We start from the raw sequence: 19,234 nt of genomic DNA, 5'->3' as shown, positions 1-19,234 counted from the left end.
GGCGACGCAAGTCTACCCCGGCCGCGGATAAAACGTTTTCCGCACCGCTCTTCGGTGGCGGAGTGCCCCCCCTCGGAACGGCACAGCGATGGAGGGTCGGTCGCTGCGGCAGCAAATTCTGTGAAGGAACCGACGGATTGGGTGACCATGTTGCGATCGGTGAAGCCGGGAACGGGAACGTCCTGTGGAGGGTGTCCGGCTGACTGGCCGTGTTCATGTCCGGCGTGCTTCCATCCGGTGTCCCTCCTCCTCGAGGATTGCTCATGCGAAAGGAACCGCGCGCCATGAACGTCGCCCCCCACCTCGTAGCGGCCGAGCTCAACGATGCCGACCTGGACAACGTCTCCGGCGGTGCCGCCGCCGCGACCACCGCCGGTCTGCACCTCCAGGTGGCGCACCTCGAGGTTTGCGCCGACGTCGACGCCCTCGTCTCCACCGAGGGTGTCGCGGCGAGCCTCAACGCCCACGTCGGCGTCAACTGACCGAACGCCTGCTGCCGGGCCCCGGATCGGACGATCCTGGGCCCGTCGTGGTCTCCGGCGGGGCGCCCGGGTGGGATTGCCGGACACGGCGCGCGAAGCCGGGCCTCGGCCGGACGGTCGGTGACATGCTGTCGGCCTCGGAGTGTTTCAGGAGGCCCTCATGCACGAGCAGCCGTCCCTTCTCGCCGCGCTGGTGTCCGCCCTGCGGGCCGGTTCGATCGAAGTCGTCGATCTCACCTCGCCGTTGTCGTCGTCCACACCCGTGATCCAACTTCCGCCGCAGTTCGGCCAGACGGCCGTCTTCGAGCTGGAGGAGATCAGCCGCTACGACGACCGCGGCCCGGCCTGGTACTGGAACAACTTCCGCAGCGGTGAGCACACCGGCACCCACTTCGACGCACCGAACCACTGGGTGACCGGAAGGGACCTCGCCGACGTGGCGTCCGTCCCGGCTCAGCGGCTGATCGCCCCCGCCGCCGTACTGGACTTCACCGCCGAGGCGGCCAAGGACCCGGACTTCCTCGTCGAGGTGGACCACGTCAAGGCCTGGGAAGAGCACAACGGGCCGCTGCCGGACGGCGGTTGGCTGCTGTTGCGCACCGGCTGGGACGCCCGCTCGCACTCCCAGGAGGCGTTCCTGAACGCCGACGAGAACGGTCCCCACACGCCCGGCCTGTCCCCCGAGTGCGCCCGCTGGGTGGCCGAGGAGTCGCCCGTGATCGGCCTCGGCGTGGAGACGGTCGGCACGGACGCCGGGCGCGGGCACTCCTTCGACCCGCCCTTCCCCTGCCACTCCCATCTGATGGGCAGCGGCAAGTACGGCCTCACCCAGCTCCAGAACCTGGCCGCGCTGCCCGCCACCGGCAGCGTCGTCGTCGCGGGACCCCTGCCCATCGTCGCGGGCTCCGGCTCGCCCGCCCGGGTGCTGGCCCTCGTGGAGCGGTCATGAAGGTCGCGGAGGCCGTCGGACGGGCCCTGTACGCGGCCGGGGTCGAGCAGGTCTTCGGCGTCGTGGGGTCCGGCAACTTCCATCTGACCAACGCCATGGTCGCGGCCGGCGCCCGCTTCGTCGCCGCCCGCCACGAGGGCGGTGCGGCGACGATGGCCGACGCGTACGCGCGTGTGAGCGGAACGGTGGCCGCCGTGAGCGTCCACCAGGGGCCCGGGCTCACCAACGCGATGACGGGGATCGCCGAGGCGGCCAAGAGCCGCACACCGCTCGTCGTGGTGGCGGCCGAGGTGACCCGGCCGACCTCCAACTTCTACGTCGACCAGGAGGCGTTGGGGACGGCGGTGGGCGCGGTCCCGATGCGGGTCGCGTCGCCCGAGGACGCCGTGGGACAGGCGTGCGCGGCGGTGCGACGGGCCCTGCACGAACGACGCACGGTGCTCCTCAACCTCCCCCTGGACGTACAGGCGGCGGACGCCCCCGCCGATGCCCTCGCCCAGGCCGCACCGCCACCGCGGCGAACGGCGGTCGAGCCGTCCGCCGACGAGGTGGCGGCTCTGGCCCGGGTGCTGGAGCAGGCCCGGCGGCCGGTCTTCGTGGCCGGACGCGGTGCGCGCTCACCCGGGGCCCGGGACGCCCTCGAAGCCCTCGCCGAGCGCTGCGGCGCCCTGCTGGCGACCTCGGCCGTGGCGCGTGGGCTGTTCCACGACAACCCCTGGTCGCTCGACGTGTCCGGCGGCTTCGCCTCGCCCTTGGCGGCCGAACTCATCGGCGGGGCCGACGCGATCGTCGGCTGGGGCTGCGCACTGAACATGTGGACCATGCGGCACGGTGCCCTCATCGGTGCGGACACGACCGTGGTGCAGGTCGACGACGACCCCTCGGCACTCGGTGCGCACCGGAAGCTGCACCTCGGGGTCACCGGCGATGTCGAACTCACCGCGCGGCACGTCCTGGCGGCCCACGGCGGGAAACTGCAGGGCCTGCGGACGCCGGGCATCGCCGAGGCCGTGGCCACCCGGGTGCGCTGGCGTGACGTGCCGTACGAAGACACGGGCACCCGTGACCGGATCGACCCCCGCACGCTCAGCATCGCGCTCGACGACATCCTCCCCGCGGAGCGGGTGATCGGCGTCGACTCCGGCAACTTCATGGGCCACCCGAGCATGTTCCTGTCGGTGCCCGACCAGGACGGCTTCTGCTTCACGCAGGCCTTCCAGTCGATCGGCCTCGGCCTCGCCACCGCGATCGGCGCGGCCCTGGCCCGTCCGGACCGGCTGCCGGTGGCCGCGCTCGGCGACGGCGGCGCGCTGATGGGCGCCGCCGACCTGGACACCGTACGGCGGCTCGGGCTCCCCATGGTCGTCGTCGTGTACAACGACGACGCCTACGGAGCGGAGGTGCACCACTTCGGCCCCGACGGACACCCGCTCGACACGGTCGAGTTCCCGCCGACCGACATCGCGGCCGTGGCCCGCGGTTACGGCTTCGAGGCGGTGACCGTGCACACGCGGACGGATCTGAAGGCCGTGGAGGACTGGGTCGCCGGGCCACGGTCCGCCCCGCTGCTGATCGACGCCAAGGTGGTTCGGGACCGTGGGGCGTGGTGGCTGGAGGAGGCGTTCCGCGGACACTAGGGACCTTCGTGACGGGTTCCAGCCGGGGAAAAACAGGAGCGCGGCGCCCTGGGGTGGGCCGGCCTGGCCGGTCGGCTCACCGGGCCGGTCATGGACAGCGGCGACGGCTCTCTGGGAGCCGGTGGGGCGGACTGCTGGTCGGTGCGTCCGCGTACGGACGGACCCGCGGCCCGGGCGACCTTCCTGGCCGGGACCGGCGACTGGGGCCGGGACGCCGCGCCCCACCCGCACCCCGTTCCGCCGCCGTTCACGACTCTCGCATGGCGCCTGAGCCCCACACCCTCACCCGCGATGACCACCGTGTCAGCGGCACCGCCGCCGGCGCCTGGCGCACGGCGCTGCGCGGCACCGCCGACACCGTCGGCCGGGATCACCCGTCCGAACGGCCGGATCAGACCGCGGGCGCCGGATAGGTCGGGTACTCCACGCCGGTCACGTGCTGCACGACCCGGACCACCTGGCAGGAGTAGCCGAACTCGTTGTCGTACCAGAGGTAGAGGATCGCGTTGTCGCCGTCGACCTTGGTGGCACCGGCGTCGACGATCGAGGAGTGGCGCGAGCCGATGAAGTCGCTGGAGACCGCGTCGGGGGCCGTGGTGAAGTCGATCTGGCGCTTGAGCGGGGAGGTCAGAGAGACGTCCCGGAGGTGGTCGAGGACCTCCTCGCGGGTGGTCTCACGGCCCAGGCGCAGGCTCAGGATCGCGATGGAGACGTCCGGCACCGGGACCCGGATCGAGCTGCCGGTGATCGGCGCCTTGAGGTCGGGCAGCGCCTTGGCGACGGCGGAAGCGGCGCCCGTCTCCGTGATGACCATGTTGAGCGGCGCCGAACGGCCCCGGCGGTCGGCCTTGTGGTAATTGTCCAGCAGGTTCTGGTCGTTGGTGAACGAGTGGACCGTCTCCACGTGACCGCGCAGCACGCCGTACTCGTCGGCCATCGCCTTCAGCGGCGGCACGATCGCGTTGGTGGTGCAGGACGCGCAGGACAGGATCTGCTCGTCCGGCTTGATCGTGTCGTGGTTGACCCCGTGCACGATGTTGGGGACGTCACCCTTGCCCGGCGCGGTCAGGACGACCTTGTCGATGCCGGGGCGCAGATGCTGGGAGAGGCCCTCGCGGTCGCGCCACTTGCCGGTGTTGTCGATGAGGATGGCGTTGTCGATGCCGTACGCCGTGTAGTCGACCTCGGAGGGGTCGTTCGCGTAGATCACCTTGATGGTGTTGCCGTTGGCGATGATCGCGCTCTCGGCCTCGTCGACGGTGATCGTGCCCTGGAACTGGCCGTGGATGGAGTCCCGGCGCAGCAGCGAGGCACGCTTGATGATGTCCTGGTCGCCGCCTCCTCGGACCACGATCGCGCGCAGCCTGAGGCCGTTGCCGGAGCCCGCCTTCTCGATCAGCAGCCGGGCCACCAGGCGGCCGATGCGGCCGAAGCCGTAGAGGACGACGTCCCGCGGCTCACGGCGGTCGATCTTGTTGCCGCCCGTCGCGCCGGCCACGGCCTCGGCGGTGAACTCGGCCACCGACAGCCCGCGGTCGTCGGCCTGGTAGATCTCGGCGAGCCGGCCGATGTCGATCTGCGAGGGGCCGAGGTCCAGCGTCGTGAGCGCCTGGACGAAGGGCAGGGTGTCGGTGACGGAGAGCTCCTCACCGGCGATCTGCCGGGCGAACCGGTGGGTCTTGAGGATGCTGACCACCGACTTGTTCACCAGGGAACGGCTGTGCAGCAGAACCGTTACGTCCCGCTCCCTGTGCAGCCTCCCGATCATCGGGATCATCGATTCCGCGATCTCCTCGCGGTTCTTCCAGTCGGTGAACGAGTCGTCCTTGACAGTCACAGAATTCTCTTTCGAGCTAGGCGGCGCTCATATGCTAACCCCCTGATGTTTTGATCGATCGTCGGGGTGTCAGAGCTCACTGCCCCAGCAACCGGGGCGGTGTGACGTCCGGAACCGGCCGCAGCAGCGAGGGGTGTGCGTCGGCCACCCGTTCCTTCGTGAACGCGCCCACGATCCTGCGGGCCAGCAGCGGATCGGCCGGGAGTGTGTGCGCGGCGAACCAGCGGGCGGGCGCCGGATCGGGGGAGGGCTCGACGAACTCCGCGCCCGCGTAGTCGTCCAGCGGCGGGTCGTAGATGTAGCCGCAGACCACGTCGTGCCGCACCAGCCGCTGGACGAGCGTGTCGCGGTCGTGGACCAGGAGCGGCACCCGGAAGAGGGGGAGGGGCCCGTCGTGCGCCGTCCGGTCGCGCAGGGCCGGCGAGGCCCACGGTGTGCCCGCCAGCAGGGTGACCCCGGCCCTGCGCCGGGCCAGGTCCTCGTCGAGCCGGGCCATCCGCAGCTTCAGCTGGCCGCGGACCAGCGAGCCGTGCCGGGAACGGTAGCCGTGCAGATCGACGCGCACCCACCGCTCGTAGGCGGTCAGGCTCGGTGCCTCCCGCGCGGAGGCGGTGAGCCGTGGTGCGTGCAGGTCCATCCGGAACGCGTCGCGCTCCAGCAGCCCCAGTCGCTCCATCGTCCGCCACACCGGGCGCACCAGATGGAGCGACCGGACGGCGGACCGGGCCAGTGGGCGCAGGGTCGTGGCCAGGTCCTCGCGCAGCCGTCCGGGGGTCAGGAGATCGTCCCGCAGCAGCTCCAGTTCCCGGCGGGTGCGCGCGTCCTCGACGGCGAGGAAACCGCCCGCCATACCGGCCACGTGCTTGGACAGGCTGAACGCCGCCGCCTTCCCGAAGGTCCCGATCGGCCGCCCGTCCACATGGCTGCCGATGGCGTGCGCCGCGTCCTCGAACAGAGGGATCCCCAACTGCTCGCAGCGGCGTCGCAGTTCGAGGACCCGGTCGGGCACGCCGTACAGGTTGGTGGTCAGGACCGCGTCCACATTGCGCCAGGTCGACTCCGGTACAGCGGCCGGGTCGATGTTGCCGTCCCACACGGACACGGGGGCCTGCACGGGGCGCAGCCCGGCCGCGAGGACCACGAACAGGATCACGTCGTCGTTCACCGGTGACATCAGCACCCGCGCGCCGGGCCGGCACCAGCGCCTGAGCGCCAGGTACAGGGCCAGCCGGGCCGAGGGCGTGTAGACGCACTCGCGTCCCAGTCGCCGGGTCATCGTCGCGGCCAGCCGCGAGCCATAGGGCATCGGCATCCCTTGTGTCGATGGGCCACGGAAGGACCGTGGAGGAGAACACACATCGGCGCCGGCTCCCGCGGGAACCGGAGGTGAGCAGGCTCGTCAGCTCGCCAGCGGTCCCGCGCTGTCGGAGTCCGAGCGGTGCCCGGAGGTACGCAGGGTGCCGACGGTCTTCAGGAGGCGGTCGGCGGGCTCGCGCAGGGCCGGGTGGGCGTTGACCGTGTTCCGCAGACCCCGCACGGGCCGGCGCCACAGACGGTGTGCCGTCGCGACCGGATGGGGACGGGTGGCGAACCCTTCCGCCACCCGCAGCTCACGCGTCTTGAGCCAGTCCTTCCACTCCTTGTCGCCGCGCCCCATGTCCATGAGCCGCGCCCCGCGCCGGCCGGCCGCCTCGGCCATCCGCAGATGCATGATCAGACCGGGGGAGTAGTAGCGCAGCTCGGGGTCGTACGCGGTGAACCAGGGCGCGAACACCGTGCGCGAGGTCGGCCCGAAGTGCGCGGCCACCGGCCGGTCACCGGCGTACACCACCGAGAGGAGCCCGGTGAAGTGCTCCTCGCGGACGTGGAAGAGGTCCTTCACCAGGTTCACGATCCACGGCCGCGCGAACCGGTCCATCCGTCCCGTCCGGCGGTACTGGGCGGACTTCCACTGCATCAGTGTGTGCAGGGCCCTCGGGTCGCGCTCGTCGAACACGAACCGCATCTCACCCAGGTCGCGCGTGAGCCGGCGCTCCTTCTTGAGGGTCGTCTTGGCGAGTCCCGGGTACGCGCCGCGCAGCCACTCCGGGTAACTGTCGCTGCCGACCTTGAGGTCGATCACCGGGGAGGCGAACGTGCCGGTGACGTAGGGGGCGAAGGGCGTCTGCTCCTCGGCGAGGTGGTCGAACTCGAACACCGAGAGCCGGCACGCCTTCAGCAGCGCCCTGGCGTCCCACGTGACCCCGGGGCGGTGCACGAGGCCCTGGCAGTCGGAGAGTCCGAGTCCGATGGCCCGGCCGACGCCGAAGGAACCCCGTTCGTACGGGAGGAAGCCCACGGCCTCTCCGCGCTGGTGCAGCACCGCCACCCGGGCGCCGCCGCGGCGGTGTCTGCCGATCCCGGCCGCGAACTCCGGTGCCAGGAACGGGTTGGCGTACTCGGGCGACTCGTCCATCGCCCGGTGCCAGGCCTCGCGGAGCGAGGTGCCGAGCTCTTCGGGTCTGTGGATCGTTATGTCCGTGTCACTGCTCATGGATCGCATGGGCGACCGTTCCCCCCAATTCCCCCCACGACGCGGCGTCCGCGTCCCGCCGATCGAAGTGTCGGCAAGGACCAAACGTCGCCAAACAGTACGCATGCTGTCAAGGGTGTCTGCCGTAACGGAAGAGTGCGGATCGGATACTCCTGGTTCCCGCGGCCGGTCAAGGCAGCAGCCGGCGTTCCTTGGCGACGGCCACCGCGCCCGCCCGGGTCTCGACGCCCAACTTGCCGTAGATCCGGCCCAGATGGGTCTTGACGGTCGCCTCGCTGATGAACAGGGCCCGGGCGATCTCCCGATTGCCGAGGCCACGGGCGAGTTGCGCGAGGATCTCCTGCTCGCGTGCGGACAGGGTGGGGCGCGGGCTGCGCAGCCGGTTCAGCAGCCGGTCGGCCACGGGGGCGGACAGCGTGCTGCGGCCGGACGCGGCGTCGCGGATCGCCGTGAACAACTCCTCGGGCTGCTCGGCCTTGAGGAGATAACCGGTGGCGCCCGCCTCGATGGCCCGGGTGATGTCGGCGTCCGTGTCGAACATGGTGAGCACCAGCACGCGGGGACCCCGAGAGCCTCCCGCCGTCAACTGCCGGATCGCCGTCACCCCGTCCATGCCGTCGTCCAGTTGAAGATCCATCAGTACGACATCGGGGCCCAGGTGGGCCGCCATGGCGAGCGCCTCCTCACCGGTGGCCGCCTCCCCGACCACGTCGATGCCGTCCGCGCCGGCGAGCAGGGCCCGCAGTCCGGCGCGTACGACGGCATGGTCGTCGCAGAGCAGGAGCCGGACCGGGGACGAGGGCGGCGGCGTACTCACAGGGCGGTCTCCTTGACGACGAGCGGGGCGGCGAGCGGGATGGCGACCGACACCACGGTGCCCTCTCCGGGCGTGGACTCCACGATGAGCCCGCCACCGGCCTGGCGGGCCCGGATCCGCATGGCGGGAAGACCGTGTCCACGCGTCGACGACCCGGACCCCCGGGCCTCGGTTCGCTCGAACCCCCGCCCGTTGTCCGCGACGTCCAGCGAGACCTGATCGTCCAGCCACGTGAGTGTGAGCGCGGCCCGGGTCGCCGCCGCATGCTCCCTGACGTTGGCCAGCGCGCCCTGGGCGATCCGCAGCAGCGCCGCCGCCACCCGCTCCGGCAGCGGACCCGGATCCCCCTCGAGCCGGAACTCCACGGTCAGCCCCGGGCCGCTCTCGCGCCGGGCGAGTGCGTCGAGGGCCTCGGCGAGGGAACGCTCCGCGAGGTCCGCGGGAGCCAGGTCGTGCACGAAGCGGCGGGCCTCGGCGAGGCTGTGCGAGGTGATCTCCGCCGCTGCCCGGACATGGTCACGGGCCGCATCCCGGTCCGAGCTCCACACCAGCTCCGCGGCCTGGAGCAGCATCCGCTGACTGGACAGCCCCTGCGCGAGGGTGTCGTGGATCTCCGCGGACAGCCGCTGGCGCTCCGCCAGGACACCGGCCCGCCGTTCGGTGGCGGCGAGTTCCTGCCGGGTGCGCACCAGGTCCTCGATCAGAACGCGCTGCCGGGCTCCCTGCCGTTGCAGATGCACCAGTACGGCGGTGGCGACCGCGGCGACGGCCGGCGGGGCCACGACCATGTTCGGGTTGAGCGGCCCGTCGGCCACCCGTATCTCCGAGACCACGACCAGCGCGGTGAGCACGGCCGCCGCGGGCACCGCGATCCTCGGCGGCAGCGCGTGCAGTCCGGCGAACAACAGGGGCATCACACACCAGGTGGCGCTCGGCGCGAGGACCAGCAGGACGACCCAGACAGCCGTGACACAGCCGAGCCAGACCAGATGACGGCGGGTGGGCGGCAGTCCCGGGCGGGGCGGCGGGGCCACCAGGTGCCCGAGGACGTACAGCACACAGAAGAAGGCGAACAGCGCCACCACCCAGCCGGTGCGGGCTCCGCCCTGGTCGCGGGTCAGGAAGCGGGCGAACGACGAGCCGAGGAGCAGGAAGAAGGCGCCGTGCACGATCGCGCCCAGCCAGCGCTCGTCCGGATCGGAGTGGTTCATCGTGTACCTCCGTGAACACTCCGCCCTTCGGGGCGGAGAGGAATCGGACTCCTGCGGAGCAGGGCGAGGAGCTGCGATTCGCCGCTAGGGCGGATCACAGTGCTCCGGCCGGCAGCTTTGATCTTCACCTGTGGCAGCGCTAGTTTGTGAGCGTGACCGTGAACATCGTGAAGCGGGCGTTCAAGTACCGCTTCTATCCGACCGATGCGCAGGCAGCGGAGCTGTCGCGCACGTTCGGATGCGTGCGCAAGGTCTACAACATGGCGCTCGCGGCCCGCACCCAGGCGTGGACGCGGCAGGAGCGGGTGAATTACAACCAGACCTCCGCGATGCTGACGGCCTGGAAGAAGACCGAAGAGCTGGCCTACCTCAATGACGTGTCGTCGGTGCCGTTGCAGCAGACGCTGCGGCACCTGCAAGTCGCCTTCACCAACTTCTTCGGCAGGCGGGCGAAGTACCCGCGCTTCAAGTCGCGGAAGAAGTCGCGGAAGTCCGCCGAGTACACCACCAGCGGGTTCCGGTTCCGGAACGGACAGCTCACGCTCGCGAAGATGAGCGAGCCGCTCGACATCGCCTGGTCGCGTGCGCTGCCGGAGGGCGCGAGCCCGTCGACGGTGACCGTCTCGCTGGACGCGGCGGGACGCTGGTTCGTCTCCCTGCTGTGCGAGGACCCCAGCATCAAGCCGCTGCCCGCCACTGATACGGCGGTCGGTATTGACGTCGGCCTGGACCACCTTTTGACGCTGTCCACCGGAGAGAAGATCGCCAACCCCCGGCACGAGCGCCGCGACCGTGCCCGGCTCGCGAAGGCGCAGCGGGAACTCGCCCGCAAGGCCAAGGGCGACGGCGCGAACCGGGCCAAGGCCCGGCGCAAGGCCGCCCGCATCCACGCCCGCATCACCGACCGTCGCCGAGACGGTCTCCACAAACTCACCTCGAAGCTCGTGCGCGAAAACCAAACGCTCGTGATCGAGGACCTGACCGTGCGCAACATGGTCAAAAACCGGAGTCTGGCCCGCACCATCTCGGATGCGGCATGGTCGGAATTCCGGAGCATGCTGGAGTACAAGGCCGCCTGGTACGGACGTGAGGTGATCGCCGTGGACCGGTGGTTCCCCTCCTCGAAACTGTGCTCCGCCTGCGGTGCCTTGCAGGACAAGATGCCGCTCAGCGTCCGCACCTGGACGTGCGACTGCGGAACGACCCACGACCGGGACGTGAACGCGGCGCAGAACCTTCTGGGGGCCGGGCTGGCCCTGACAGTCTGTGGAGCCGGTGTAAGACCTCAACGGAGTTCTCCGGGCAGGCAGTCGGCGATGAAGCAGAAAACCCCACGGCGCGAGCCGTAGGAATCCCCCTCATTCACGAGGGGGGAGGAAGTCAAGCTCCGTGTCTAACGTGCCTGCCGGGAAGCAGGACCGCATCAACCGATCGGCTGACATGCCGGTCGCCCGAAACTCTCCGCGGAGGGAGCTCGTTGGCCGAGCCGGAGGCCCGGCTTCCGCATCGAGGCTGGGAGCAGAGCGACAACCTGCGAAAGGCCTCACGATGCCCGCCAAGAACCTCACTGCCAACCGCGCCGCCCTCGGCCACCGCGTCGGCTACGCCCTGCGTCACCCCGACCGCGTGCCCCGCCATGTGGCCCGGGCCGCCCGCGACCTGTGGCTGCGCCGCCGGCACCCGGACCACATCTCCTACTACCGCGCCGTGATGCGCTCCGACACCCGGACCGACCCGGACGCGGCCGTCGGCAGCCGCAACCGGGAGCGCTGGCTGGCGCTCGGGGCGATGCAGTTCGACTACCTCCTCGGCCACGGGCTGCGCCCCGAGCACCGCATGCTGGAGATCGGCTGCGGCAACCTGCGCGGCGGCTGGCGGTTCATCCGCCACCTGGAGCCCGGGCACTACCACGGCATCGACATCTCGCCCGACATCCTCTTCGCCGCCCAGGACACGATCGTCGACATGTCCCTTCAGAAGCGGCTGCCGAACCTCACCCCGGTGCGCGACCTGACGCTGCGGTTCCTGCCGGACGCCCACTTCGACGTCGTCCACGCGCACAGCGTCTTCTCGCACTCGCCGCTCCCGGTGATCGAGGAGTGTCTGGCCAACGTCGGCCGGGTGCTCACCCCGGACGGCTGGTTCGACTTCACCTTCGACCGCACCGAGGGCGAGGAGCACCATGTGCTCCGGGAGGACTTCTACTACCGCGTCGAGACGCTCGTCGGGCTGGCCGAGAAGCACGGACTGCGGGCCCGGTTCATGGACGACTGGGAGGAACTCCCGCACGGCCAGTCCAAGATCCGGGTGACGCACGGGGAGGCGGGCCGGTGAGGCCGGCGGAAATTGCCTGTCGCCGGGGCCGGTGAGGGCACAGACTCCTCCCATGGCTGACATGGGGGAGTTCCGGGACGCGGTCACGGCGTGGGCGGCCGGTGGCCCCGGCGACCCGGCACGCGAACTGGCCGCACGGCTGTCCGTCCGGACCGTCGTCCTGCTCGAAGGGCCGAGCGACGTGGCGGCGGTCGACGCGCTGGCCGCGAGCCGTGGCCGGAACCTGGCCGCCGAGGGGCTCTGCGTCCTGGCGATGGGCGGGGCGATGAGCGTCGGCCGTTTCGCGGGCCTTCTCGGCCCGTCCGGCCTGGGCCTGCGCCTGACGGGACTGTGCGACGAGCGGGAACGGCCCTTCTACGCCCGGGGCTGGGAGCGGGCCGGCGCGGCAGCGGACGGGTACTTCGTCTGCGCGGCGGACCTGGAGGACGAGCTCATCCGCGCGCTGGGTGTGCCCCGGGTGACGGAACTCGTGCGCGAGGAGGGCGACCTGCGGCCCCTGCAGACCTTCCTGTCCCAGCCCGCCCAGCGGGACCGCACCGCTCAGCAGCAGTTGCGGCGCTTCCTCGGCACGAAGAAGGGACGCAAGATCCACTACGGTCGCGTCCTCGTCGAGGCCCTCGACCCCGACGGCGTCCCCGCCCCGCTCGACGACCTGTTCGCGGCCCTCTGACCTGGGCTCTCCCGCACACCCGGGGCATGGGAAGGCGTGTGCGGAGGTGAGCACGCTCGAATTACTTGAGTCCGGCAAGTGAATGGGCTGTGTGCGTGGCGTGTTCACCGATATCACCGCCCGGGGTCTTGTTAGGACAATCGCCGGGGATCTAGGGTCGACTCCGGGAGAGCAAGCGCTTTCCCCGCACGTCAGCGTCCCCTTGCCGGACGTCCGAGGAGGACCGTATGCCCCGTCCAGCCCGCCGCCGCGTAGCCGTGGTCGGCACCGGCGCCATCGTCAGCGGCAGCCATCTGTCCGCGCTCAGGGTCCACGCCGAGCGCACAGAACTGGTCGCCGCCGTCGACGTGGACCAGGGCAGACTCGACGCCTTCCGGGAACTCGCGGGCGGCGAGGTCGCCGGGTACACCTCCATGGCCGGGATGCTGGACGCCGCGCGCCCCGACCTGGTCCTCATCGGCACTCCGCCGTCGCTGCACCGGGAGCAGACGGTGGCCGCCCTCAAGGCGGGTGCCTGGGTGCTGTGCGAGAAGCCGCTGACCCTGTCGCTCTCCGAGTACGACGAGATCGCGGCGGCCGAGGAGGCGTCCGGGGCCTACGCCTCCGTGGTCTTCCAGCACCGCTACGGCTCCGGCGCCGTCCACGCGCGCCAGCTGATCACGAGCGGCGAGCTGGGCGCCCCCCGCGTCGCGCACTGCCAGACCACCTGGTACCGGGACGCCGCCTATTACGCCGTACCGTGGCGCGGCACCTGGGCCAGCGAGGGCGGCGGGCCCACCATGGGCCACGGCATCCACCAGTACGACCTTCTCCTGCACCTGCTCGGCCCGTGGGCGGAGATCCGCGCGATGGCGGCCCGGCTGGTCCACGACACCGAGAGCGAGGACGTCTCCACGGCCCTCGTCCGGTTCGAGAGCGGCGCCCTCGCCACCGTCGTCAACAGTGTGCTGTCACCCGACGAGGTGAGCCGCATCCGCATCGACTGTGCCGACGCGACCGTCGAACTCACCCACCTGTACGGGCACCGCAACCAGGACTGGACCTACACACCCGCCCCCCACGTGGCCGCCGACCGCGTCGACGCCTGGCGTACGCCCGCCGCCGACGTGCCCAGCTCGCACGCGGCCCAGCTCGGCGCGCTCCTCGACGCGTACGACAACGGTGTCAGGCCGCCCGGCAGCGGCGCCGACGCGCGTGCCACCCTCGAGTTCGCCGCCGCGCTCTACAAGTCCGCGTTCACGGGCCTGCCCGTGCATGCCGGCGAGATCGCGCCGGGCGACCCCTTCTACCCGGCCATGCACGGCGACCACCCCCACTGGGCCCCCAAGGAGCGCGCATGAGCATCCGCGTCAGCCACGTCCACGGCGAGCACATCGCCGTCGAGGCGGCGAACGGCACGGAGATCCTCCGCTACGTCTACCGACCCGACCCCGAGGCCTTCGAGGCCAAGAAGCCCTACGCGCACCCGGTGCGCACCCTCGGCGGCCGCACCGTGACCGGCTACCGTCCCAACGACCACCGCTGGCACAAGGGTCTGCAGATGACCGCGAGTCATCTGTCGGGGCAGAACTTCTGGGGCGGCAACTGCTATGTCCACGGGCAGGGCTATCTGCCCCTGCCGGAGCGCGTCGGCTCGATGCGGCACGACGGTTTCCCGGTGCTGTCGGTCGAGGACGACCGGCTCACCGTCGCCGAGGAGCTCACCTGGGTGGAGAACGGCGGCAGCGAGTGGGCGCGCGAAGTCCGCGGCATCACCGTCCACTCGGTCGACGAGGAGGCCGGCTCCTGGGCGCTGGACTGGTCGATCCGCCTCACCAACACCCGCGACGAGCCGCTGGCCTTCGGATCCCCGACCACCGCGGGCCGTGAGATGGCGGGTTACACCGGACTCCAGTGGCGCGGCCCCCGCGACTTCACCGGTGGGTCGGTCTTCGCCCCGGACACGGACGGCGACGCGGACAAGCTGATGGGCAGCCAGAGCCCCTGGCTCGCCTTCACCACCGAGCACGACGACGTGGACGCCCACTCCACGCTCGTCTTCGCGCACGCCCCCGAGAACCTCGACCCGCAGCACGCCATCCACGAGTCGCACTGGTTCGTGCGCTCCGAGCCCTTCCCGACGGTCGCCTTCTCCTGGGCGTTCTTCGAGGAGTTCGAGCTGCCGCCGGGGGAGTCCTTCGAGTACCGCTACCGGCTGGTCGTGGCCGACGGTGCCTGGGACGAGGAACGCGTGTCCTCGTGTCTGGAAGGCCTGTCCTGGTGAAGCCCGGCCTCCCCCACCCGCTGCCGGGCGCCGTGGGCCTGTCCCACCTGAGCGCCTACGACTGGGAGGCCGCCGACGGCGTCTGCGGCGGCAGCCCGCATCTGCACCTGGTCTGCACGGAGGCCTACGTCGTCACCGGCGGCCGGGGCGCGGTGCAGACGCTGAGCCCCGACGGCTACCGGGAGATCCCCCTGGAGCCGGGCTCGATCGCCTGGTTCGCACCGGGCACCGTGCACCGCATGGTCCAGGGTGGCGATCTGCGCATCACCGTGCTGATGCAGAACAGCGGTCTGCCCGAGGCCGGGGACGCCGTCTTCACCTTCCCGCCGGAAGTGCTCGCCGACCCCTCGCGGTATGCCGAGGCCGCCGGGCTCCCGCCCGGTACGGGACCGGAGACGGCCGCGGCCGCCCGCCGGCGCCGCGACCTCGCCGTCGAGGGCTACCTCGGCCTGCGCGAGGCACTGGTCGCCGGAGACAACGGCCCGTATCGGGAGTTCCAGCGGGCCGCCGCCCGCCTGGTACGGGACAAGGTGCCCACCTGGCGCGAGCTGTGGCGGACCGGGGCCCTGGCCACCGCGGAGCGCACCGGCGCCCAGCTCGACGCGCTGGCGGCCGGTGAACCGTCGTACCTCGGCGAGGCGACCGCCCACGAGGCCGCGCCGACCCGGCTCGGCGGCTTCGGGATGTGCGGCCGACGGGACGAGTACAACCTGCCGGGGACGACGCTGCCGTACGGCGGCGAGTAACACCGTTTGTTCTGGGGGGAGTTCCGAGGGGGGCCATAGAAAGTCCGAGGAAGGGATGAGGTGACCTCGGCATGCCCGGACACAGGACAAAGGGGTTCTGCGCTTCGGCCGTCGCACTCGCGCTCTGCGCGCTGGCGGCCGGTTGCGGGGGATCCGGGGAATCGGTCGGCGGCGGCAAGGTCGTGCTCCGCTACACGTGGTGGGGCAATCCCGACCGCGCGGAGCGCACCGAGCAGGCCGTCGCCCTGTTCGAGAAACAGCACCCGAACGTACGGGTGCAGACGTCGTTCTCGGGTTACGACGCCTACAAGCAGAAGCTCGCCGTCCAGGCCACGGGCGGCGACGCACCCGACGTGATGCAGCTCGACTACCGCCAGATCGACCAGTACGCCTCCGGCGGGGTCCTGCTCGACCTGGCGAAGCAGAAGGCCGTGCTGCGCACCTCCGAGATCGACTCCGGGTTGCTCGCCACCGGCCGCGTGGACGGCACCCAGTACGCGATCCCGCAGGGCCGGGGCACCGAGACCGTCGTCTACGACGTCAAGACCTGGGAGGCCTCCGGGGTGCCGCTCCCGAAACAGGGGTGGACCTGGGGCGACTGGGCCGACGCCATGCGCGCCCTCAAGAAGAAGACCGGCCAACCCGGCGCCACCGACCCCGGGCAGAACGAGGACGCCTTCGAGGTCTGGCTGCGCGGACAGGGAAAGGCCCTCTACACGAAGAGCGGCGGACTGGGCTTCACCGCCGACGACCTCACCAAGTGGTGGACGTTCACCGACCAGTTGAGGCGCGAGGAGTCCGTCTCCCCGGCCGAGCAGACCACCCAGCTCGACGGCTCTGTCGAGAACACCCCGCTCGGCCGCGGCAAGGCCACCGCGGACAACAACTGGGATGCTCCGTCGAGCGGTTACCTCGCGATCATTCCGACCGGGATCGCGCTGGCGCCCATGCCGTCCGGCTCCGACGGCACGCCAGGGCAGTACTTCAAGCCGTCGATGTTCCTCGGTGTCTCCGCCCACACCGGCCACGCCGAGGCCGCCGCCCAGCTCGTCGACTTCCTGCTCAACGACCAGGACGCGGCGAAGATCCTCGGCGCCACCCGCGGCATCCCCGTCAACGAGACCATCCGCAAGGAGACAGCACCCCTCCTCAAGGACTTCGACAAGACGGTCGCCGACTACCAGGCGTCCCTGGAAGGGAAGTTGAAGGATCCGCCGCAGGCCCCGCCCTCCGGCGACAACGCCCTGCAGACCACCTTCCAGCGTGACTACGACCAGGTCTCCTACGAGCGCATGACGCCCCGCGAGGCGGCCGAGAACTACGTCACCGAGGCGAAGGCGGAGCTGAGGTCATGACCACCACCGCGATACCGACGGGGGAGAAGCGCGCCACCGCCCCCACCACGAAGCGTGGGCCCAGGCGCGAACGCCAGGGCGCCGCGTGGGTGTTCCTCTCCCCGTGGGTCCTCGGCGCGAGCGTCCTCACCCTGCTGCCGATGGCCGTCTCGCTGTACCTGTCCTTCACCGACTACAACCTCTTCGACCCGCCCCACTGGGTGGGCCTGCGCAACTACACGCAGATGTTCACCGAGGACCCGCGCTACTGGCGATCCGTCACGACGACCCTGATGTACGTCGTCATAGCCGTGCCGCTCCAACTGGCCCTCGCGCTGGTCGTCGCGCTCGCCCTGAAGTCCATGAAACGCGGCAAGGCCTTCTACCGGTCCGCGTTCTACGCCCCCTCGCTGCTCGGCGCCTCCATGTCCATCGCCCTCGTCTGGCGAGCCGTCTTCAACGACGGCGGCACCGTGGACAACCTGTTCGGCACCGGCGGCTGGGTCAACAGGCCCGGCTGGGCACTACTGGCCGTCGCGCTGCTGACGGTGTGGCAGTTCGGGGCGCCGATGGTCATCTTCCTCGCGGGTCTGCAACAGATACCCGCCGAGCTCTACGAAGCGGCGGCCGTCGACGGGGCCGGGAAATGGCGGCAGTTCCTGTCCGTCACCGTGCCCATGCTGTCCCCGGTGCTCTTCTTCAACCTGGTCCTCCAGACCATCCAGGCCTTCCAGGTCTTCACACCCGCCTTCGCGGTGAGCGCGGGCAAGGGCGGCCCCGCCGACTCCACGCTCGTCTACACGATGTACCTCTACGACCGCGGCTTCGTCGCCTCCCACATGGGCTACGCCTCCGCCATGGCCTGGGTGCTGCTGCTGGTCATCGGGGTCGTCACGGCGGTGCTGTTCCGTACCTCGCGTTCCTGGGTCTTCTACGCTTCCGAGGGGGACCGATGACCTCCGTATCAACTGCCGCCGCCCGCAAGCCCGTTCGCTGGGGCAGGCTCGCCCTGCACCTAGGCTGTCTGGCCGCCCTGCTCGTGATGCTCTACCCGCTGGCGTGGCTGCTCGCCACCTCGCTCAAGCCGGCCGACGAGGTGATCGCCAGCCTCGACCTGCTGCCCGGCCACCTGGAGTGGTCGAACTACGAGACCGCCTTCGAGGGCGTCAACGACGTCTCCATCTGGCGGCTGCTGTCCAACTCGCTGCTGATCGCGGGTGGCGCGGTCCTCGGCAACGTGATCAGCTGCTCGCTCGCCGCCTACGCCTTCGCCCGACTGCGCTTCCGTTTCCGCGGCCCGATGTTCGCCTTCATGATCGCCACGATCATGCTGCCGCACCACGCGATCCTGATCCCGCAGTACATCATCTTCAACAAGCTCGGCATGGTGAACACCTACTGGCCGCTGATCCTGCCCAAGTTCCTGGCCACGGAGGCGTTCTTCGTCTTCCTCATCGTGCAGTTCATGCGCGGTCTGCCGCGTGAGCTGGAGGAAGCCGCCCGCATCGACGGCTGCGGACCCTTCCGCAGCTTCTTCCAGATCGTGCTGCCGCTGACCAGGCCCGCGCTGATCACCACGGCGATCTTCACCTTCATCTGGACCTGGAACGACTTCTTCAGCCAGCTCATCTACCTCTTCGACCCGGACAAGTTCACGCTCACGCTCGCCCTCAGGTCGTTCGTGGACGCCTCCAGCCAGTCGGCGTTCGGCCCGATGTTCGCGATGTCGGTGATCGCGCTGCTGCCGATCGTGCTGTTCTTCCTCGCCTTCCAGCGGTTCCTGGTGGAGGGCATGGCGAGCTCGGGACTCAAGGGATGAGCGGGATGCGTGCTCGTGAACCGGGCGAGGTCTTCGGGCCCAGGATGACCCTGTTCGCCGACATGCTGAGCGTCGGCCTGGCAACGGCCCTGGTCTGCCTGCCCGTGGTGACGACCCCGGCCGCGCTGTCGACCGCGTGCGCCGTCCTGCGGGGCGCGGGGGAGGGGCAACCGGCCACCGCGGGACGGTACTTCGCGACGCTACGGCGTCGGCTGCGGGCCGGTGACCTGGGGGCGGGCGCCGTCGCCCTGGCCGGCGCCCTGTTGTTCCTGGCGGACCTGGCGCTCGCCGGGGCCGGGCTGCCGGCGGCGCCGCTGTTCGCGGTGGTGGCCGCCGGCATCGGAGCGGTCGCCCTGGTGGTGGGCCTGCGGGCCTGCGCCCGCCCCGAGTCGCTCACCGACTGGCCGGCCGCCGTGCGGGAGGCCGCCCGGGACGCCGTACGGGATGTCGGCGGGAGCGCCCTGGTGCTGCTCGCCGCGGCCACGGCGGCCCTGTGTGCCTGGATGCTGGTGCCGCTGGCCTTCCTGGTGCCCGGACCGCTGGCGCTCGCGCTCACCGCCGTACATGTCCGGCTCACTGCCAGGGAGACGTTCGGCTGAGAG

General features: G+C 70.9%; 19 protein-coding genes. 14 read left to right on the top strand and 5 right to left on the bottom strand.

The genetic code is table 11. The features are described 5' to 3' along the window. The first annotated feature begins 284 nt into the window (after positions 1–284). The 4 genes from RNB18_RS38750 to RNB18_RS53895 all read left to right on the top strand — a co-directional run bounded on the left by RNB18_RS38750 (position 285) and on the right by RNB18_RS53895 (position 3,481). Positions 285–482, top strand: a complete 198-nt coding sequence (locus RNB18_RS38750) for a hypothetical protein (protein WP_311718772.1) — start codon at positions 285–287, stop codon at positions 480–482. Between the two features lie 160 nt (positions 483–642). After that, complete coding sequence (locus RNB18_RS38745; RefSeq protein WP_311718771.1) at positions 643–1,431, top strand: cyclase family protein; 789 nt, start codon at positions 643–645, stop codon at positions 1,429–1,431. Then, positions 1,428–3,068, top strand: a complete 1,641-nt coding sequence (locus tag RNB18_RS38740; protein ID WP_311718770.1) for a thiamine pyrophosphate-binding protein — start codon at positions 1,428–1,430, stop codon at positions 3,066–3,068. Before RNB18_RS38745 ends, RNB18_RS38740 begins: the two co-directional genes overlap by 4 nt. 260 nt (positions 3,069–3,328) lie before the next feature. Beyond that, positions 3,329–3,481, top strand: a complete 153-nt coding sequence (locus tag RNB18_RS53895) for a hypothetical protein (protein ID WP_394817740.1) — start codon at positions 3,329–3,331, stop codon at positions 3,479–3,481. On the opposite strand, the gene RNB18_RS38730 is transcribed toward RNB18_RS53895, so the two are convergent. The 5 genes from RNB18_RS38730 to RNB18_RS38710 form a co-directional block, all read right to left on the bottom strand. Then, complete coding sequence (locus tag RNB18_RS38730) at positions 3,460–4,905, bottom strand: glyceraldehyde-3-phosphate dehydrogenase (RefSeq protein WP_311718769.1); 1,446 nt, start codon at positions 4,903–4,905, stop codon at positions 3,460–3,462. The two genes, RNB18_RS53895 and RNB18_RS38730, sit on opposite strands and share 22 nt — an antisense overlap. A 76-nt stretch (positions 4,906–4,981) precedes the next feature. Next, positions 4,982–6,217 carry a DegT/DnrJ/EryC1/StrS family aminotransferase gene (locus tag RNB18_RS38725; protein ID WP_311718768.1) on the bottom strand — a complete coding sequence of 412 codons (1,236 nt, stop codon included), beginning with the start codon at positions 6,215–6,217 and terminating at the stop codon, positions 4,982–4,984. An 87-nt stretch (positions 6,218–6,304) separates the two neighbouring features. Continuing rightward, entirely contained in the window at positions 6,305–7,447 is a 1,143-nt protein-coding gene (locus tag RNB18_RS38720; protein WP_311718766.1) for a GNAT family N-acetyltransferase, read from the bottom strand. 160 nt (positions 7,448–7,607) lie between these two features. Then, positions 7,608–8,255 carry a response regulator transcription factor gene (locus RNB18_RS38715; RefSeq protein ID WP_311718765.1) on the bottom strand — a complete coding sequence of 216 codons (648 nt, stop codon included), beginning with the start codon at positions 8,253–8,255 and terminating at the stop codon, positions 7,608–7,610. Continuing rightward, positions 8,252–9,466 (bottom strand): sensor histidine kinase, encoded by a 1,215-nt coding sequence (locus tag RNB18_RS38710; protein WP_311718764.1) that lies wholly within the window; start codon positions 9,464–9,466, stop codon positions 8,252–8,254. Before RNB18_RS38710 ends, RNB18_RS38715 begins: the two co-directional genes overlap by 4 nt. A gap of 146 nt (positions 9,467–9,612) precedes the next feature. On the opposite strand from RNB18_RS38710, the gene RNB18_RS38705 reads away from it, so the two are divergent. The 10 genes from RNB18_RS38705 (at position 9,613) to RNB18_RS38660 (ending at position 19,231) form a co-directional block, all read left to right on the top strand. Further along, positions 9,613–10,815: an RNA-guided endonuclease InsQ/TnpB family protein gene (locus RNB18_RS38705; protein WP_311718763.1), complete on the top strand. Its 1,203-nt coding sequence runs from the start codon at positions 9,613–9,615 to the stop codon at positions 10,813–10,815. Between the two features lie 199 nt (positions 10,816–11,014). Further along, positions 11,015–11,800 (top strand): class I SAM-dependent methyltransferase, encoded by a 786-nt coding sequence (locus RNB18_RS38700; RefSeq protein WP_311718762.1) that lies wholly within the window; start codon positions 11,015–11,017, stop codon positions 11,798–11,800. A 52-nt stretch (positions 11,801–11,852) separates the two neighbouring features. Beyond that, a complete protein-coding gene (locus RNB18_RS38695) occupies positions 11,853–12,470 on the top strand; it encodes a TOPRIM nucleotidyl transferase/hydrolase domain-containing protein (RefSeq protein ID WP_311718761.1) in 618 nt (205 codons plus the stop codon). A 227-nt stretch (positions 12,471–12,697) separates the two neighbouring features. Further along, the gene (locus tag RNB18_RS38690) at positions 12,698–13,810 is read left to right on the top strand and encodes a Gfo/Idh/MocA family protein (protein WP_311718760.1); all 1,113 of its coding nucleotides are present in this window, start codon (positions 12,698–12,700) and stop codon (positions 13,808–13,810) included. Next, entirely contained in the window at positions 13,807–14,733 is a 927-nt protein-coding gene (locus RNB18_RS38685) for a DUF6807 domain-containing protein (RefSeq protein ID WP_059210796.1), read from the top strand. Before RNB18_RS38690 ends, RNB18_RS38685 begins: the two co-directional genes overlap by 4 nt. Then, positions 14,709–15,479: a cupin domain-containing protein gene (locus RNB18_RS38680; protein ID WP_311718759.1), complete on the top strand. Its 771-nt coding sequence runs from the start codon at positions 14,709–14,711 to the stop codon at positions 15,477–15,479. The genes RNB18_RS38685 and RNB18_RS38680 overlap by 25 nt, the downstream gene beginning before the upstream one ends. Before the next feature lie 71 nt (positions 15,480–15,550). After that, on the top strand, positions 15,551–16,834 hold the full coding sequence (locus RNB18_RS38675; RefSeq protein ID WP_311718757.1) for an ABC transporter substrate-binding protein: 1,284 nt from the start codon (positions 15,551–15,553) through the stop codon (positions 16,832–16,834). Then, the gene (locus RNB18_RS38670) at positions 16,831–17,769 is read left to right on the top strand and encodes a carbohydrate ABC transporter permease (protein WP_311718756.1); all 939 of its coding nucleotides are present in this window, start codon (positions 16,831–16,833) and stop codon (positions 17,767–17,769) included. The genes RNB18_RS38675 and RNB18_RS38670 overlap by 4 nt, the downstream gene beginning before the upstream one ends. Continuing rightward, a complete protein-coding gene (locus tag RNB18_RS38665; RefSeq protein ID WP_311718755.1) occupies positions 17,766–18,632 on the top strand; it encodes a carbohydrate ABC transporter permease in 867 nt (288 codons plus the stop codon). The genes RNB18_RS38670 and RNB18_RS38665 overlap by 4 nt, the downstream gene beginning before the upstream one ends. Next, positions 18,629–19,231 carry a hypothetical protein gene (locus RNB18_RS38660; RefSeq protein WP_311718754.1) on the top strand — a complete coding sequence of 201 codons (603 nt, stop codon included), beginning with the start codon at positions 18,629–18,631 and terminating at the stop codon, positions 19,229–19,231. The genes RNB18_RS38665 and RNB18_RS38660 overlap by 4 nt, the downstream gene beginning before the upstream one ends. Positions 19,232–19,234: the final 3 nt, after the last annotated feature.

The organism is Streptomyces doebereineriae (assembly GCF_031845645.1).
Taxonomy (GTDB): Bacteria; Actinomycetota; Actinomycetes; order Streptomycetales; family Streptomycetaceae; genus Streptomyces; species Streptomyces canus.
This window is presented reverse-complemented; position numbering and strand designations above follow the sequence as displayed.

Coding starts and splice junctions, on each gene's coding strand:
- RNB18_RS38750 (WP_311718772.1), top strand. CDS start 285: ATGAACGTCGCCCCCCACCTCGTAGCGGCCGAGCTCAACGATGCCGAC.
- RNB18_RS38745 (WP_311718771.1), top strand. CDS start 643: ATGCACGAGCAGCCGTCCCTTCTCGCCGCGCTGGTGTCCGCCCTGCGG.
- RNB18_RS38740 (WP_311718770.1), top strand. CDS start 1,428: ATGAAGGTCGCGGAGGCCGTCGGACGGGCCCTGTACGCGGCCGGGGTC.
- RNB18_RS53895 (WP_394817740.1), top strand. CDS start 3,329: ATGGCGCCTGAGCCCCACACCCTCACCCGCGATGACCACCGTGTCAGC.
- RNB18_RS38725 (WP_311718768.1), bottom strand. CDS start 6,217: ATGCCGATGCCCTATGGCTCGCGGCTGGCCGCGACGATGACCCGGCGA.
- RNB18_RS38720 (WP_311718766.1), bottom strand. CDS start 7,447: ATGCGATCCATGAGCAGTGACACGGACATAACGATCCACAGACCCGAA.
- RNB18_RS38710 (WP_311718764.1), bottom strand. CDS start 9,466: ATGAACCACTCCGATCCGGACGAGCGCTGGCTGGGCGCGATCGTGCAC.
- RNB18_RS38700 (WP_311718762.1), top strand. CDS start 11,015: ATGCCCGCCAAGAACCTCACTGCCAACCGCGCCGCCCTCGGCCACCGC.
- RNB18_RS38695 (WP_311718761.1), top strand. CDS start 11,853: ATGGCTGACATGGGGGAGTTCCGGGACGCGGTCACGGCGTGGGCGGCC.
- RNB18_RS38690 (WP_311718760.1), top strand. CDS start 12,698: ATGCCCCGTCCAGCCCGCCGCCGCGTAGCCGTGGTCGGCACCGGCGCC.
- RNB18_RS38685 (WP_059210796.1), top strand. CDS start 13,807: ATGAGCATCCGCGTCAGCCACGTCCACGGCGAGCACATCGCCGTCGAG.
- RNB18_RS38675 (WP_311718757.1), top strand. CDS start 15,551: ATGCCCGGACACAGGACAAAGGGGTTCTGCGCTTCGGCCGTCGCACTC.
- RNB18_RS38670 (WP_311718756.1), top strand. CDS start 16,831: ATGACCACCACCGCGATACCGACGGGGGAGAAGCGCGCCACCGCCCCC.
- RNB18_RS38665 (WP_311718755.1), top strand. CDS start 17,766: ATGACCTCCGTATCAACTGCCGCCGCCCGCAAGCCCGTTCGCTGGGGC.
- RNB18_RS38660 (WP_311718754.1), top strand. CDS start 18,629: ATGAGCGGGATGCGTGCTCGTGAACCGGGCGAGGTCTTCGGGCCCAGG.